This window comes from Nocardioides sp. NPDC127514 (assembly GCF_040302125.1).
Taxonomy (GTDB): domain Bacteria; phylum Actinomycetota; class Actinomycetes; order Propionibacteriales; family Nocardioidaceae; genus Nocardioides.
In genome coordinates this window covers 67,718-83,003 of record NZ_JBEORF010000020.1, presented here as the reverse complement: position 1 = coordinate 83,003, position 15,286 = coordinate 67,718, and the positions used below count along the sequence as shown (strand labels likewise).

Annotated in this window: 13 protein-coding genes; 6 read left to right on the top strand and 7 right to left on the bottom strand. The window is 68.8% G+C overall.

The window, feature by feature from the left end; translation table 11 throughout:
• The first annotated feature begins 1 nt into the window (after nucleotide 1).
• Both ABTX24_RS17095 and ABTX24_RS17090 read left to right on the top strand, forming a co-directional pair.
• The gene (locus tag ABTX24_RS17095; protein ID WP_350841172.1) at nucleotides 2-2,056 is read left to right on the top strand and encodes a fumarate reductase/succinate dehydrogenase flavoprotein subunit; all 2,055 of its coding nucleotides are present in this window, start codon (nucleotides 2-4) and stop codon (nucleotides 2,054-2,056) included.
• Nucleotides 2,053-2,793 carry a succinate dehydrogenase/fumarate reductase iron-sulfur subunit gene (locus ABTX24_RS17090; RefSeq protein ID WP_160025237.1) on the top strand — a complete coding sequence of 247 codons (741 nt, stop codon included), beginning with the start codon at nucleotides 2,053-2,055 and terminating at the stop codon, nucleotides 2,791-2,793. Before ABTX24_RS17095 ends, ABTX24_RS17090 begins: the two co-directional genes overlap by 4 nt.
• A 138-nt stretch (nucleotides 2,794-2,931) precedes the next feature.
• Here ABTX24_RS17090 and ABTX24_RS17085 read toward each other — a convergent pair whose 3' ends face one another.
• Nucleotides 2,932-3,348: an organic hydroperoxide resistance protein gene (locus ABTX24_RS17085; RefSeq protein WP_160025238.1), complete on the bottom strand. Its 417-nt coding sequence runs from the start codon at nucleotides 3,346-3,348 to the stop codon at nucleotides 2,932-2,934.
• 48 nt (nucleotides 3,349-3,396) lie between these two features.
• Between ABTX24_RS17085 and ABTX24_RS17080 the strand changes: the two genes are divergently transcribed.
• On the top strand, nucleotides 3,397-3,858 hold the full coding sequence (locus tag ABTX24_RS17080; RefSeq protein WP_160025239.1) for a MarR family winged helix-turn-helix transcriptional regulator: 462 nt from the start codon (nucleotides 3,397-3,399) through the stop codon (nucleotides 3,856-3,858).
• Nucleotides 3,859-3,861: 3 nt separating this feature from the next.
• Here the strand turns inward: ABTX24_RS17080 and ABTX24_RS17075 are convergent, their stop codons facing one another.
• From ABTX24_RS17075 to trpS, 4 genes are all read right to left on the bottom strand, one after another.
• Nucleotides 3,862-4,086: an SCO4848 family membrane protein gene (locus tag ABTX24_RS17075; protein WP_350841170.1), complete on the bottom strand. Its 225-nt coding sequence runs from the start codon at nucleotides 4,084-4,086 to the stop codon at nucleotides 3,862-3,864.
• 76 nt (nucleotides 4,087-4,162) lie between these two features.
• The gene (locus ABTX24_RS17070) at nucleotides 4,163-5,080 is read right to left on the bottom strand and encodes a YihY/virulence factor BrkB family protein (protein ID WP_350841168.1); all 918 of its coding nucleotides are present in this window, start codon (nucleotides 5,078-5,080) and stop codon (nucleotides 4,163-4,165) included.
• Between the two features lie 44 nt (nucleotides 5,081-5,124).
• Complete coding sequence (locus tag ABTX24_RS17065) at nucleotides 5,125-5,649, bottom strand: 2'-5' RNA ligase family protein (RefSeq protein ID WP_350665729.1); 525 nt, start codon at nucleotides 5,647-5,649, stop codon at nucleotides 5,125-5,127.
• A gap of 12 nt (nucleotides 5,650-5,661) precedes the next feature.
• A complete protein-coding gene (gene trpS, locus ABTX24_RS17060; protein ID WP_350719713.1) occupies nucleotides 5,662-6,699 on the bottom strand; it encodes a tryptophan--tRNA ligase in 1,038 nt (345 codons plus the stop codon).
• A gap of 441 nt (nucleotides 6,700-7,140) precedes the next feature.
• On the opposite strand from trpS, the gene ggpS reads away from it, so the two are divergent.
• On the top strand, nucleotides 7,141-9,423 hold the full coding sequence (gene ggpS / locus ABTX24_RS17055; protein WP_350841166.1) for a glucosylglycerol-phosphate synthase: 2,283 nt from the start codon (nucleotides 7,141-7,143) through the stop codon (nucleotides 9,421-9,423).
• On the opposite strand, the gene ABTX24_RS17050 is transcribed toward ggpS, so the two are convergent.
• Complete coding sequence (locus tag ABTX24_RS17050; protein WP_350841164.1) at nucleotides 9,420-10,622, bottom strand: MFS transporter; 1,203 nt, start codon at nucleotides 10,620-10,622, stop codon at nucleotides 9,420-9,422. The genes ggpS and ABTX24_RS17050 overlap by 4 nt on opposite strands.
• A gap of 122 nt (nucleotides 10,623-10,744) precedes the next feature.
• Here ABTX24_RS17050 and ABTX24_RS17045 point away from each other — a divergent pair, with 122 nt between their 5' ends.
• On the top strand, nucleotides 10,745-10,957 hold the full coding sequence (locus ABTX24_RS17045) for a helix-turn-helix domain-containing protein (RefSeq protein ID WP_141802873.1): 213 nt from the start codon (nucleotides 10,745-10,747) through the stop codon (nucleotides 10,955-10,957).
• Nucleotides 10,957-11,496 carry a Clp protease N-terminal domain-containing protein gene (locus ABTX24_RS29660; RefSeq protein ID WP_160025245.1) on the top strand — a complete coding sequence of 180 codons (540 nt, stop codon included), beginning with the start codon at nucleotides 10,957-10,959 and terminating at the stop codon, nucleotides 11,494-11,496. Before ABTX24_RS17045 ends, ABTX24_RS29660 begins: the two co-directional genes overlap by 1 nt.
• 32 nt (nucleotides 11,497-11,528) lie before the next feature.
• Here the strand turns inward: ABTX24_RS29660 and ABTX24_RS17030 are convergent, their stop codons facing one another.
• Nucleotides 11,529-15,062: an ATP-binding cassette domain-containing protein gene (locus tag ABTX24_RS17030; RefSeq protein ID WP_350841162.1), complete on the bottom strand. Its 3,534-nt coding sequence runs from the start codon at nucleotides 15,060-15,062 to the stop codon at nucleotides 11,529-11,531.
• Between the last annotated feature and the right edge of the window lie 224 nt (nucleotides 15,063-15,286).

The window sequence follows — 15,286 nt, the reverse complement described above, 5'->3', positions numbered from 1 at the left end:
CATGGCTGCTGGAACCCACTACCTGTCCGGCCTCACCCCGACCAACGAGGCACCGGTCCAGAAATCCGACGACGCCGCGGGCTACTACGTGCTCGGCGACAAGCTGGTCGACCCGAAGGCTCCGACCGGCCCGATCGCGGGGCGCTGGACGACCCGCAAGTTCGAGAACCGCCTGGTCAACCCGGCCAACCGCCGCAAGCTGTCGGTCATCATCGTCGGCACCGGCCTGGCCGGCGGCGCCGCTGCCGCCACGCTCGGCGAGGCCGGCTACAACGTGAAGTCGTTCTGCTACCAGGACTCCCCGCGTCGCGCCCACTCGATCGCCGCCCAGGGCGGCATCAACGCCGCCAAGAACTACAAGGGCGACGGCGACTCGGCCTACCGGCTCTTCTACGACACGGTCAAGGGCGGCGACTACCGCGCCCGCGAGTCCAACGTCTACCGCCTCGCCGAGGAGTCGGTGAACATCATCGACCAGTGCGTGGCCCAGGGCGTGCCCTTCGCCCGCGAGTACGGCGGTCTGCTCGACAACCGCTCCTTCGGTGGCGTGCAGGTGTCGCGTACGTTCTACGCCCGCGGCCAGACGGGGCAGCAGCTCCTCATCGGCGCCTACCAGGCCATGGAGCGCCAGGTCGCCGCCGGCACCGTGGAGCAGTTTACGCGTCACGAGATGCTCGAGCTGATCGTCGCCGACGGCAAGGCCCGCGGCATCATCGCCCGCGACATGGTCACCGGCGAGATCGAGACCCACCTGGCCGACGTGGTCGTGCTCGCGACCGGCGGCTACGGCAACGTCTTCTACCTCTCGACCAACGCGATGGGGTCCAACGTCACCGCCACGTGGCGTGCGCACCGCAAGGGCGCCTACATGGCCAACCCCTGCTACACGCAGATCCACCCGACCTGCATCCCGGTGACCGGCGCCCACCAGTCGAAGCTGACCCTGATGTCGGAGTCGCTGCGTAACGACGGTCGCATCTGGGTGCCCAAGAACGCCGAGGACTGCGCCAAGGACCCGCGCGAGATCCCCGAGGAGGACCGCGACTACTTCCTGGAGCGGATCTACCCCGCCTTCGGAAACCTGGTCCCCCGCGACATCGCCTCGCGCGCCGCGAAGTACATGTGCGACGAGGGCCGCGGCGTCGGTCCGGAGGTCGACGAGACCCAGCCCGACGGCACGGTGAAGAAGTTCCGCCGCGGTGTCTACCTCGACCTGGGTGCCGCGATCGAGCGCCTCGGCAAGGCCGCGATCGAGGAGAAGTACGACAACCTCCTCGACATGTACGAGCGGATCACGGGTGAGAACCCCTACGAGCTGCCGATGCGCATCTACCCCGCCGTCCACTACGTCATGGGCGGCCTCTGGGTCGACTACGAGCTCTCGACCAACATCGAGGGTCTCTACTGCACCGGTGAGGCCAACTTCTCCGACCACGGCGCGAACCGCCTCGGTGCCTCGGCGCTGATGCAGGGTCTGGCCGACGGCTACTTCGTGCTCCCGAACACCATCCGCGAGTACCTCGCCGACGGTCCGTTCGACCCGATCTCCGAGGACCACCCGGCGGTCGTCGAGGCGAAGCAGTCGGTCCAGGAGCGGATCGACAAGTTCATGTCGATCAACGGCACCCGCTCGGTCGAGTCGATCCACAAGGAGCTCGGCCTGATCATGTGGGAGTACTGCGGCATGGAGCGGACCGAGGAGGGCCTCAAGAAGGCCATCGGGCTGATCCGCGAGCTCAAGAAGGAGTTCTGGACCAACGTCAAGGTCCTCGGCTCGGCCGACTCCCTCAACCAGGACCTCGAGAAGGCCGGCCGTGTCGCCGACTTCATCGAGCTCGGTGAGCTCATGTGCATCGACGCGCTCAACCGGCGCGAGTCCTGCGGCGGCCACTTCCGCGCCGAGTCGCAGACCGAGGACGGCGAGGCGCTGCGTCACGACGACGAGTTCGCCTACGTCGCGGCCTGGGAGTTCGGTGGCGAGGACGGCGCCCCGATCCTCCACAAGGAGGACCTGATCTACACCGCCATCGAGATGAAGCAGAGGTCGTACAAGTGAAGCTCACCCTCAAGATCTGGCGGCAGGCCAACGCGTCCGAGAAGGGTGCGCTCAAGACGTACGAGCTGGACGGGGTGTCCTCGGACATGTCGTTCCTCGAGATGCTCGACCTGCTCAACGAGCAGCTCCTGCACAACGACGAGGAGCCGATCGCGTTCGACTCCGACTGTCGCGAGGGCATCTGCGGCATGTGTTCGCTGATGATCAACGGCGAGGCGCACGGCCCGGAGGTCACCACGACCTGCCAGCTGCACATGCGCTCCTTCAACGACGGTGACACCATCACCATCGAGCCGTGGCGCGCCGCGTCGTTCCCGATCGTCAAGGACCTGATCGTCGACCGCTCCGCGTTCGACCGGATCATCCAGAACGGCGGCTACATCTCGGCCAACACCGGCTCGGCCCCCGAGGCCAACTCGGTGCCGGCCCCGCGCGACAAGGCCATGCGGGCGTTCAACACGGCCACCTGCATCGGCTGCGGCGCCTGCGTCGCCGCATGCCCCAACGGCTCCGCCTCGCTGTTCCTCGGCGCGAAGATCACCCACCTCGGTGAGCTGCCGCAGGGCCAGCCGGAGCGCTACTCCCGCGTGCAGTCCATGGTCGGCCAGCACGACGCCGAGGGCTTCGGTGGCTGCACCAACATCGGTGAGTGCGCCTCCGCCTGCCCCAAGGAGATCCCGCTCGACGTGATCTCCCAGCTCAACAAGGACCTGCGCAAGTCGCTGATCCTCGGCTGACCATCTGGTCACCACGCGACAGAAGGGCCGCTCTCCCTCGGAGGGCGGCCCTTCTTCCATGCCGAGACGTCAGGTACGTCGGCCGAGACGTCACGGTCGTGCCTACTCGGCCGACGTAGGTGACGCCTCGGCCGGTGGTCAGGCGACAGTGAGCTTGACCTCGACGTTGCCGCGGGTGGCGTTGGAGTACGGGCAGACCTGGTGGGCCTGCTCGGCGAGCTGCTGGGCGGTCGTGGCGTCGGCGCCGGGGATGGTCACCTCGAGCTGCACGGCGAGGCCGAAGCCGCCCTGGCCGTTCTCACCGATGCTCACGTCGGCGACGACCTCGGAGTCGGTCATGTCGACCTTGGCCTTGCCGGCCACCAGCTTGAGCGCAGAGTGGAAGCAGGCCGCGTAGCCGGCGGCGAAGAGCTGCTCGGGGTTGGTGGCACCACCGGCGCCACCCATTTCCTTGGGAACGCGAACGTCGGCGTCGATGAGACCGTCGGAGGACTGGACGTGGCCGTTGCGGGCGTCGCCGGTGCTGACTGCGGTGGCTGTGTAGATCGGTGTCATGTGCACAACTATATTGCGCACAACTTAATAGCGCAAGGGGGTAGACTGATGGATGTGTCCGGCCGTACCTACCCTCAGCTCTCGCTCGACCTTCAGCTCTGCTTCCCGCTGTACGCAGCGACCAGAGCCGTGACGAAGCGCTATGTGACCCTGCTCAAGGGGACCGGGCTGACCTATCCGCAGTATCTGGTGATGCTGGTGCTCTGGGAGAGCGAGGAGCCGCTATCGGTGACCTCCCTCGGCCAGCGCCTGCGGCTCGACTCGGGCACCCTGACGCCGTTGCTCAAGCGGCTCGAGACCGCTGGGCTGGTGCGGCGCGACCGCGACCCCGGCGACGAGCGCCGGGTGCTGGTCAGCCTGACCGAGGCCGGCCAGGCCCTGGAGGAGCAGGTCTCCGGCGTGCCGCAGGAGCTCGGCGCATCGATGGGGATCACCCGTGACGAGGCGCTCGCGCTGCGCGACCAGCTCACCGAGCTGGTCGACCACCTCGACACGGCCGAGTCCTCCTGAGGACTATCCCCTGGTCAGCAGCCGCTGTACGCCGAGCTTGATCAGCAGGCCGCCGAGGAGCACGTCGACGACCACGAGCACCGCGTGGGCGATGTAGTAGGGCTTCGGACGGGTCTGCTCCGGGTCCTTGGCGGTCTTGACGAGGTTGCGGCCGAAGTTGGTCCAGATCACGATCGTCCAGACCCCGATGACCAGGAGGAGCGCGCCGTCAGTCTTCTCGAGCTTCATGAGTACGACTCTCTCATCCGCCGCACCCGCGCTGGCGTTCGGGCCGCTCCCGGATGGTCCGGGGAGTTTCCGTCCATTACTCGCCGGTAGACCGACCGGAACTCCCCGGACTATCGGCGTCCGGCTCGGCAGGAGTCGCGCCGACGTGGGCGTAGGAGGCGGCGTACAGGATCACCATCGAGGTGTAGTGGATCCAGACGACCAGGATGAGGGCGATGCCGAAGGCCTGGAAGGCCGGCTGCCCCTGGGTGGCCTTGAGCAGCAGGGTCGAGGCCTGCTTGAGGATCTCGAAGCCGATGGCGCCGAGCACGGCGCCGGCCCACAGGGGACGCTTGGGGGTGTCGCTCTGGGGAGCCAGGTGGAACATCGCGAAGAAGAGCACCGTGTTGGCCGCGAGGCCCAGCACCAGGGTGAGGAGGACGATCAGCCAGCCGAAGCCTTCGTCGAGGCCGATCCAGTCCAAGACGTTGACCGAGAAGGTGCGTACGAGGCCGGTGAAGGCCACCGCGACCAGCAGGATCAGGCCGAGCCCGATGAGTGCGACCAGGTCGCGGGCCTTGGCCGCCAGGAAGCCCGGCTGCTCCTCGTCGGGCACCAGGAAGACCGCCTCGAGCGCCTTGCGAAGTCCGTCGATGAAGCCGAGGCCGGCGTAGAGCAGACCGATGAGACCGATGATCCCGACCGCGCCGGCCGCACTCTCGATGTCGGAGATCTTCAGCTGCCCGGCACCGTCGCCGACCAGCCCGGGCAGGACCTGGTCGATCGCCTCGACGAGGTCGCTCTCGGCTCCGGAGTAGACCTTGGCGATCTGGCCGACGGCGAAGAACGCCAGCGCGAGGATCGGGAACGTCGACAGGAAGCCGAAGTAGGTGATCGCGCCGGCCTGCTGGGCGGCCCCGACGTCGCCGTAGTGCTCCTGCGTGCGAATCACCCGGTCCAGCGCCGGGAAGCGCGCACGCAACTCGGCGATCTTTGCCTTGACCTTTTCCTTCATCCCGAGGTCCCCATCCGTCGTTCATGGGCGGACCCGAGCCCGCCTCAACCGGTCAGTGCTGCTCTCAGCGCGAACTCCCGCGTCGGGCGCCAGCCATCCGTGTCGTCGTGGACATAGAGGTGGAACTCTTCGACCGACCACTCGCACTCGAAGTCGGCCAGCTCGCCGAAAGCCTTGTCGAGGCTAGCGTCGGGAAGGTCGTGAGCGATCGTGACATGCGGGTGATAGGGAAACGTGAGCTTCTGGTCGAGCGGTCCCTGCCGGACCGCGTTGGCCAGCTGCTCACAGCCCGAGATGCCCTGCACCACTGCCACGAACACCACCGGCGAGACCGGCCGGAAGGTGCCGGTGCCGCGCAGGTGAACGCTGAAGGGGGCGACCCGCGAAGCCGCCGACTCGAGATGGCTCTCGACGTCGGGCAGCAGGTCGTCGTGGATCTCCGTCGGGGGCACAAGAGTGATGTGCGTCGGGATCATGGTCGCCGTCGCGTCCCCGAGAGACGTCCGGTAGTCCTGGAGCTGACTTGCCCATGGCTCCGGGATCGCGATGGCAACACCGATGGTGCGCATGCGCCGACCTTACTAGCCGAGCGGCGACGCGGGGGGCACAAAGCCGACCCGCTCGTAGACGTCGGCCAGAGTCTTGCGGGCGACCACGCCTGCCTTCTCCGCACCCTGCTGCAAGATGCCGTCGAGGTACGCCCGGTCCTCGAGAACCTCGAAGGTCTTCTCCCGGAATGGGGTGACGTAGTCGACGACGACCTCGGCGAGATCCTTCTTCAGATCGCCGTAGCCCTTGCCGGCGTACTTGCCGACCAGGGTGTCGATCTCGGAGCCGGTCAGCGCGGAGTAGATCCGGAGCAGGTTGGAGACGCCCGGCTTGGCTTCCTCGTCGAAGCGGATCTCCATCTCCGAGTCGGTGACCGCGGAGCGGATCTTCTTCGCCGAGACCTTCGGATCGTCGAGCATGTCGATCAACCCGGTCGGCGACGAGGCCGACTTGGACATCTTGATCGTCGGGTCCTGGAGGTCGTAGATCTTCGCGACCTCCTTGAGGATGTAGGGCTCGGGCAGCCGGAACGTCTTCTTGTAGCGGCTGTTGAACCGCTGCGCGAGGTCGCGGGTCAGCTCGAGGTGCTGGCGCTGGTCCTCGCCGACCGGGACGTACGCCGGGCGGTACAGCAGGATGTCGGCGGCCATCAGCATCGGGTAGGAGAAGAGGCCGACCGAGGCCGCGCCCTCACCACCCTTGGCGGACTTGTCCTTGAACTGGGTCATCCGCCGGGCCTCACCGAACGAGGTGATGCACTGCATCACCCAGCCGAGCTGAGCGTGCTCTGGCAGGTGGGACTGGACGAAGATCGCGGACCGCTCCGGGTCGACTCCGGCGGCCAGCAGCTGGGCGGCGGCCCGCCGCGTACGCTCGCGGAGCACCTTCGGGTCCTGCTCGACCGTGATCGCGTGCAGGTCGGCGATGAAGAAGAACGGCTCGTGCTCCTCCTGCAGGTTCACCCACTGCCGGACCGCGCCGAGATAGTTGCCGAGGTGGTAGGAGTCCGCCGTCGGCTGGATGCCGGAGAGGACCCTGGGCCTAGTCGTAGGAGCAGTGCTGCCGGTCATGTGCGCATTCTGTCAGCCACCCGCCGAAAGGCTCGAAATGGTGGGAGGAAGAGGATCGATCACCGATCCGTACGAGCTGTGGACCCTGCCCGCGGCACCGACCTGCGTGCCGGCCATGGGCCTCGGCGCCCCCCGTGATCAACGTCGAGGACCGTGGTCGCCCGCGGTCTTTCTTGAAGGCCGCGGGCAGGATCCGCATGACCCCTCAACGACCGATTCCCGACTGAGTTATCGAACAGGTGCATCCAATTTCTTACGAGTTTGTGGACCTCCTGAGGGGCTCTACTCAGCGCAGATTCGATGGCCCGTCAAATGCCCTTTTCCGGCCCGACACATGCCCCTGTTAACCTGTTTGGTCGACCCGCGGATCCTCCAAGGGGTCCGCAGCCTCGGGCCAGCTGCCGAATCGGCCTCGAGGCCAGGCGACCCTCGAGGAGACTTGTGAACGACACGTCCGCTGCCAACGCACGCATGCTGCTTGCGACCGATCTGGACGGAACCTTCCTAGCCGGCGACCCCGAGGCGAAGGTCAAGCTGTACCAGACGCTGAGCCGCCGCGAGGACGTACTTCTGTCCTTCGTCACCGGTCGTGGGCTGGAGTCGGTGCTGCCGCTGCTCGCCGACCCGACCATCCCGACGCCCGACTTCATCATCTGCGACGTCGGCGCCACCATCGTGACCGGACACGACCTGCTCGCCGTCGAGCCCATCCAACAGGAGATCGCCGCCAAGTGGCCGGGCGAGCTCACCGTGCTCGAGAAGATCGGCGACCGCCCCGGACTGGTCCGGCAGAACGTGCCCCAGGACCGCCGGGTCTCCTACTTCTGCGACCCCGAGGCCGTCACCGACGACCTCGCCCCGCTGGTCGCGCAGATCGGCTGCGACCTGCTCTACTCCGCCAGCCACTATCTCGACGTGCTGCCCGCCGGGATCAACAAGGGCCACACGGTGACGAAGCTCGTCGAGCACCTCGGCATCCCCAAGGACCGCGTGCTGGTCGCCGGTGACACCCTCAACGACCTGTCGATGTACGACATCGGGTTCCCGGGCGTCTGCGTCGGCGAGGCCGAGGACCTGCTGCTGGACGCGACCCGCGACAAGGAGCGTACGTTCCACGCCACCTCCCCCGGCACCGGCGGGATCCTGCAGGCGATCAGGCACTTCAACCTGCTCGACGACGAGCACATCTACGACCCGGAGAACGACGCCGACGACCCCGGGAAGTCCGACCTCGTCATGGTCTACCACCGGCTCCCCTACGACGAGGTGATCGAGGACGGCGAGGTCAAGCGCCGCCGGCCGAAGTCGCCCAACGGCATCATCCCGACGCTGCTCTCCTTCTTCACCGAGCGCACCGGATCCTGGGTCGCCTGGTCCATCGACGACCCCAAGCGCGGCAAGTTCGCCACCCACACGGTCGTCGACCCCAAGCTCTACCCGGGCCTGGTGGCCTCCCGGCTGCCGCTGTCGAAGAAGGACGTCGACGTCTTCTACAAACGTTTCTCCAAGGAAGCGTTCTGGCCGCTGCTGCACACCTTCTGGGAACGCGCGAAGTTCAAGGAGGACGATTGGAAGGTCTATTGCCGGGTCAACCGGGCCTTCGCCGAGCAGGCGGCGGCCGAGGCGGCGTACGGCGGCATCGTCTGGATCCACGACTACAACCTGTGGATGGTGCCGGCCTACCTGCGGGAGATGCGGCCGGACGTGAAGATCGCGTTCCTGCACCACACCCACTTCCCCGGCGCTGACGTCTTCAACGTGGTGCCGTGGCGCCGCGAGATCATCGGCTCGCTGCTGCAGTGCGACTACATCTCGTTCCACATCCCCCGCCAGGTCGAGAACTTCGTCGACGTGGCCCGCGGCGTGGCGCCGGTCGAGGTGATCGAGACCGAGGACTCGGCGCCTCGGTTCCGGACGTACGGCTTCGCACTCGGTCTGGACACCATGCCCTCGGTGATCGACGTCGGTGGACGTCGGGTGCACCTGGGCGCCAACCCGGTCAGCGTCGACACGAAGCGGATCGAACAGACCCTGGCCACCCCGGCGGTGCAGAGCTCGATCGCTCGGGTGAAGGAGGAGTTCGAGGGTCAGCGGATCGCGCTGGCCGTATCCCGCCTCGACTACACCAAGGGCGTGCTGCAGCAGCTCGAGGCCTTCGAGCGGGCGCTGCTGGAGGACCCGTCGTTGATGGGCGAGCTGTCGCTGGTGCTGGTCTGCGTGCCCGCGGCCGGCGAGATGACCGTCTACAAGACGCTGCAGAACCAGATCGAGCAGGCCGTCGGGCGGATCAACGGCCGGTTCTCGCGGATGGGCTGGATGCCGGTCCACTTCTACTTCCGGCCGATCCCGTTCGAGGAGCTGCTGGCCTACTACGCCAACGCCGACGTCATGTGGATCACCCCGCTGCGCGACGGCCTCAACCTGGTCGCGAAGGAGTACGCCGCGGTCCACGGTCTCCTCGGCACGAGCGGCACGCTGGTGCTCTCCGAGTTCGCCGGGGCAGCCGCCGAGCTTCGCGGCGCGGTGCTGACCAACCCCCACGACGTCTCCGACATGGTCCGGGTCTTCCTGCAAGCCGTCGACATGGACGAGGCCGAGGCCAAGGACCGGATGCGCGGGCTGTGGGACACCATCCGCCACCACGACTCCAAGGCCTGGGCCGACGGGTTCCTGGCGGCGGTCGAGGCGGCCACCGCCACGGACGGCAACGAAGAGGCCTTCTAGGCCTTACGCCGGTGGATGCTGGTGCTCCACAGCAGCACCAGCATCCCGGCGGCGGCCAGCCCGGCGCCGACCAACGGCGCCTCGCGGACACTCCAGACGTCGAGGGCCAGGCCGCCGGCGAAGGCGCCGAGGGCGTTGGCGATGTTGAGGCTCGCGTGGTTCATCGCGGCGCCGAGGGTCACCGCGTCATCGGCGACGTCCATCAGGCGTACCTGCAGGTTGATCACCAGCACCGAGGCGATAGCGGTGGTCAGGAAGGCGACCGGAGCGAGCCACCACCCGGCCGGGGCGACCAGCCAGAAGAGCGTCAGCACCGCCACCATGCCCAGGCTGCTCGCGAGCAGTGAGCCCATCACCGACCACCGGGCCAGCTCTCCCGCGACCCAGGTGCCGACGACCATCCCGGTGCCGAACGCGAAGACGAACCACGGCACCGCCCCCTCAGCCAGGCCGGCGGTGTCGGTGACGATCGGGGAGATGTAGGAGTACGCCGCGAACATCCCGCCGAACCCGACCGCACCCGCGAGCATCGTCAGCCAGACCTGCTTGTTGGTGAAGAAGCGGCCGGCCTCGCTGCGGCCGGTCGCATTCGGGTCACCCGGGAAGTGGGGCACCGAGAGCTGCACCAGGACCACGGTCAGCAGCGCGAGGCCGGCTGCGGCTGCGTACGGTGCCCGCCAGCCGGCGGTCTGACCGAGCCAGGTCGCGAACGGGACGCCGATCACGTTGGCGACCGAGAGGCCGAGCATCACCAGGGCGACCGCTCGTCCGCGGTGCTTGGGCGCGGCCATCGACGTCGCGACGATGCTCGCGACACCGAAGTAGGCGCCGTGCGGGAGCCCGTCGAGGAACCTCGCGACCAGCAGCATCTTGTAGTCCACGGCGACGGCGCTGAGCAGGTTGAACAGTGCGTACGCCGCCATCAGCGACAGCAGCAGCCCCTTGCGCGGAAGATGGGCGACGAAGAACGAGAGGATCGGTACGCCGACCACCACTCCGACCGCATAGGCGCTGATCAGGTGGCCGGCCGTGGATGTTCCGACGCCGACGCCCTCGGCGATCTCGGGCAGCACGCCCATGGTGACGAACTCGGTCGTACCGATCGCGAACCCACCCGTCGCGAGGGCGAGCATGGCGATCACGAACCGGACGGTGGTGACCGGTCTCGCGGCGGTCTCGGGGCTGGCGATGTCAGTCACTACTGCCTAACCTTCGGCGATTTGCGGGCTATTCCGTGAATCGGTGTGACGCGTGTCCCGGCGGCGGGCCGGCTTCGTCAACCCAGGTTGACACGATGCTGATGTCAACCTATATTGACAGCATGACGGATGCGAAGGACCTTGCCGAGTCGGCCGCGAGCGCCGACCCGAGCACCGGGTTGCGAGCCGCGCTCGCACTGCGTCGCCTCGCCGACTCGCTGGAGCGGCTGCAGGTGGCGAACGCCCGCCGACAGGGATGGGCCTGGCAGGAGATCGCCGACGCGCTGGAGGTCAGCCGACAGGCGGTCCACAAGAAGTACGCGAAGGAGATGTGATGTTCGAGAGGTTCACCAAGCCGGCCCGCGATGCGGTGACCGCTGCCCAGACGTACGCCACCGAGCTCGGTCACGAGCGCATCGGCGACGACCACCTGCTGCTGGCGATCGGCTCCAGCGCCGGCTCGTCCGCCGCCCGGGCGCTCGCCGAGGCCGGTGTCGATGCCGCTGCACTGCGGGCGGAGGTCGAGCGGGCCCACGGGCGCCTCGGCGACGACGACGCCGACGCGCTGTCCGCGCTCGGGATCGACCTGGACGCGGTGCGCTCCAAGGTGGAGGAGGTGTTCGGTGCCGGCGCCCTGGACAGCGGGAAGCCACGCCGCCGCCTCGGCGGGCACATCCCCTTCACCAAGAACGCGAAGAAGGTCCTCGAGCTCTCGCTGCGCGAGGCGATCCGGCTCAAGGACCGCTCGATCGGCACCGAGCACATCCTGCTCGCCATCCTGCGAGCGGAGGGGGAAGGACATGCTGCCCTACAGGCCCTCGGCGTGGATGCTGCTGCGCTGCGCCAGACGCTCGAGCACGGCGAGGCCGCCTGACGCCTCACCCCCGCCTCCCGAGGAGGCGGGGGTCAGCCGGCCAGGTGGGACCACGCCGGAGCGAGCTCGGTCCACGGACCTACCGCGGCGATCTCGCCGTCGACCATGACGACGACCCGGTCGGCCTGAGCGAGAGCGGCTCGCTTCGAGGTGGCGCCGATGACCGTCGTGTGCCGGTCACGCAGCGCCCGCCAGAGCTCGATCTCGGTGGCCGCGTCGAGCGCGCTGGAGACGTCGTCGGCCAGGAGCAGCTCGGTGTCGGCGGCCAGCGCTCGCGCCAGGGCGAGGCGCTGGACCTGTCCCCCGGAGAGGCGTACGCCACGGTGACCGACGATCGCGTCCGCGCCGCCCGCCTCCTTGACATCGAGCTCGAGGCGCGCGTCGGCGACCGGACTGTCGAACGGCCGGTCGTGTCCCAGGCGGATGTTGTCGGCGAAGGTGCCGGAGAGCACCCGCGGCACCTGGGCGACGTACGCCACCTGCCCCGGCCTCAGGAAGGACTGCGGGTCCTGGACCAGCTCGTCGTTCCACCGGATCGTGCCGGTGTGCTCGATCAGGCCGGCCAGCGACGCCAGCAGGGATGACTTGCCGGAGCCGACCTGCCCCACGAGCAGGACCAGCTCGCCACGCTCGATGGTGAGCGAGACGTCGGAGACGCCGATCGTGCCGTCGTCGTGGACCGCCGACAGGGCCGAGAGCTCGAGGGACTCGAGCGGCACCTGCTCGACCGGGCCCGGATCCGGCGCGTCACCGGTGACCAGGTCGACGCCCGGCGGCAGATCCATCAGGTCGCGACCGCCGGCGAACCGGCTGGTCTCCTTCTGCCACGCGCGGGTGCCGGGCGCCTCGGTGACGACCATGCCGGCCACCCGGCCGAACCAGTCGAAGCCCGAGACCGCGTTGGCGACCAGCAGCGCGGTCGCCAGACCCCAGCCGCCGCCGAAGTAGATCCCCCAGGCAGCCACGACGCCGCACTGCACCATGAGCGCGGGAACCCCGTCGAGGAACGCCTGCACCCGGTGCTCCTTCACCGCTGCCTCGACCCTCCCTGCGTCGACGTGCTGCAGGTGGGCGTGGACCTGCGGGGTGGCCGCGGCCAGCTTCACGGTGCGTACGGACTCGAGCGCGGAGACCACCGCACGGCCGAACCGCGCGCGAGCGGCGGAGGAGGCCGCTGCCGAGCGGCCGGCGATCGGCCGGCCGACCGCGGAGGCCAGCGCCGAGGCGATCATGACGACCAGGAGCACGGCGCCCGCGAGCGCGGTGCCGGCGAGCAGAGCGGTGATCGTCGCGATCACGAGACCGTTGACGAAGTCGACCCAGCGGTCGGCGTAGCGGGCGTACCGGTCCGCGTCCATCGAGCGGGCGACGACCTCGCCCGGCGGCGTACGCGTCAGGCGGTGCTGGCGGGTCTGGCCGTAGAGCACGGCCATCCGGGCACGCAGCATGACCTCGATCCACCAGCGCGGGTAGCGGTAGAAGGCGTCGGCGAGCATCAGCGGCGCGGCCAGCAGGCTGACCACGAGCAGCACCGACATCACCGTCGGCCTGCCACCGTCCTGCAGCGACTCGACGATCCGGCCCCACAGGAGCCCGGTGAAGGCACCCTGCGCACCGGTCATCGAGGCGAACAGGAAGAGCAGCGCACCCGCGACGCCCCACTCGGGGCGCAGGAACAGGACGTGCAGCATCCCCCGGGCGAGCGACGGCCCGGTGCCGACCTCGGGGACGTCCGGCGGAGCGCCCGAGCGGCGCTTGCCGCCCACGTTGCCCTCCGCGACGTGGTCGAGGGTGGAGTGGTCGACAGGCTTCGCCGCGGGCGAGGGCGAGTCGTGGTGATCGGTGCGGCTGGCCTCGAGCAGGTCATGGAACGGCCCCGGCGTGGTCGCCAGCGAGGCCCGCAGGCCGTGCTGGATCACCCGGCCGTGGTCGAGCACGGCCACGTGCGGCGCCCGCTCGATGGTGGAGAGCCGGTGGGCGATCAGGATGCCGGTCCGCCCGGTCAGCAGCCGGTCGGCAGCAGCGACCACCCGGCGCTCGGTGAGCGGGTCCATCCGGGCCGTCGCCTCGTCGAGGACGACCACCCGTACGTCACGCACCAGCAGCCGGGCGAAGGCGACCAGCTGCTCCTCCCCCGCCGACAGCGAGGTGCCGCCGGGGCCGAGCAGGGTGTCGAGCCCGTCGGGCAGGCCGGCGACCCACTCCGAGAGGCCGAGCCGGGCCACCGCCCGCTCGATGTCCTCGCGGGGGCGCGCGTCGTCGAAGAGCGAGATGTTCTCCGCGAGCGTGCCGGCCAGGATCTCGGTGCGCTGTGTCACCACACCCACGGAGGCGCGCAGCTGCTGCAGGTCGAGGTCGCGTACGTCCACGCCACCCAGGAACACCGAGCCGCGAGGCGGCTCGACGGCCCGGGAGAGCAGCGAGGCGAGCGTCGACTTGCCGGAGCCGGTGCGGCCGACCAGGGCGATGGTGTCACCGGCCGGCACCGTGAGCGAGATGCCCTGGAGAGCGAAGGTGCCCTCGGCGTAGGAGAAGGTCAGGTCGCGCAGGTCGACCTCGAGCGCTCCCCCGCCGGGGACGGGCTCGCCACCTTCGGGCTCCGGCTCCGAGCCCATCATCTGGCGCAGCCGGATGACCGCGCCCAGGCCCGCCTGGATGTCGGGCAGGTGGTTGGCGAGCATCGCGATCTGGCCCACGAACGTGCTCGTGACCAGGAACAGCGTCACCAGCGCGCTGATCCCGAGGCGGTCGTTCGCGGCGAGCGCCACTCCGGCGAGACCGATGCCGGCCAGCAGGGAGTGCAGGAGCACGCCGGCCCGGCGGCCGACCTTCGCCTCGACCGTGACGACTGCTCGGAACTTCTCGTGGACGATCGCCGACAGCCTGGCCACCCGGGCGACCACGTGGTCCTGGCCCAGGCTCGTACGCAGGTCGTCACGCCCCGCGATGCCCTCCTCGAGCACGGCGGCGTGGTCGGTCCAGGAGGCCTCCTCGATGACCTTGAGCTCGGAGATCTTGCCCAGCAGCCGGCGGATGACGAACCACGTCACCGCGGCGAGCAGCGGGAACAGGATCGCCGCCGGCAACCAGGTGAAGCTGGCCACGATCCACATCGGCAGCGCCGCGAAGACGGAGCGGAAGAGCATCCACAGCTGCCAGCGCAGCAGGTTGCCGACCTCGTGGGAGTCATCGTCGACCCGGTCGAGGATCTCGCCGACGGCCTGCTCGCTCAACTCGGAGAGCGGCTGTCGCATGGCCGCTTGGAGCACGTCCTCGCGCAGCTTGCCCTCGACCCGGTCCGAGACCCCGACCCAGGCGATCTTCGCCGTCGAGTCGATCAGCGAGGCGCCGATCACGCAGAGCGCCAGCCAGCCGACCAGGCTCGCGGTCGGGTTCTCCGCCAGCCGTCCGGCCACGACGGTGCCGATCGACTGGGCCACCATGGCCACCGCCAGCGCGATCAGAGCGGCGAGCGTCACCGCCCCCTTCAGGCGTCGCCAGTCGACCTGCCGGCTCGGGTCGGCAGGGTCGGCGGGGACTCCGAGAGCCTTGCCTGAGGTGGGCACGGGCGGAGTCGAGAGCGTCGCAGTCATCAGAAGATCACGGTATGCGCGACCACCGACACCCGCCTAAAGGTTTTCCGCCCTCAACCGGCGACAAACACCACGCTGACCTGCATCTATAGGAATCAGAAGAAAGATCTGGAGAGCAAGGTCACGTACGCCGGGAAGGTGTCCCGAAACGGCACGACGGCCCGGCACGGGAGTCCGTGCCGGGCCGTCGTGAGGTG

What these genes read in the sequence shown, in the direction of transcription:
- ABTX24_RS17095 (WP_350841172.1), top strand. Translation starts at nt 2, where the DNA reads ATGGCTGCTGGAACCCACTACCTGTCCGGCCTCACCCCGACCAACGAG.
- ABTX24_RS17085 (WP_160025238.1), bottom strand. Translation starts at nt 3,348, where the DNA reads ATGACACCGATCTACACAGCCACCGCAGTCAGCACCGGCGACGCCCGC.
- ABTX24_RS17080 (WP_160025239.1), top strand. Translation starts at nt 3,397, where the DNA reads ATGGATGTGTCCGGCCGTACCTACCCTCAGCTCTCGCTCGACCTTCAG.
- ABTX24_RS17075 (WP_350841170.1), bottom strand. Translation starts at nt 4,086, where the DNA reads ATGAAGCTCGAGAAGACTGACGGCGCGCTCCTCCTGGTCATCGGGGTC.
- ABTX24_RS17070 (WP_350841168.1), bottom strand. Translation starts at nt 5,080, where the DNA reads ATGAAGGAAAAGGTCAAGGCAAAGATCGCCGAGTTGCGTGCGCGCTTC.
- ABTX24_RS17065 (WP_350665729.1), bottom strand. Translation starts at nt 5,649, where the DNA reads ATGCGCACCATCGGTGTTGCCATCGCGATCCCGGAGCCATGGGCAAGT.
- trpS (WP_350719713.1), bottom strand. Translation starts at nt 6,699, where the DNA reads ATGACCGGCAGCACTGCTCCTACGACTAGGCCCAGGGTCCTCTCCGGC.
- ABTX24_RS17045 (WP_141802873.1), top strand. Translation starts at nt 10,745, where the DNA reads ATGACGGATGCGAAGGACCTTGCCGAGTCGGCCGCGAGCGCCGACCCG.
- ABTX24_RS29660 (WP_160025245.1), top strand. Translation starts at nt 10,957, where the DNA reads ATGTTCGAGAGGTTCACCAAGCCGGCCCGCGATGCGGTGACCGCTGCC.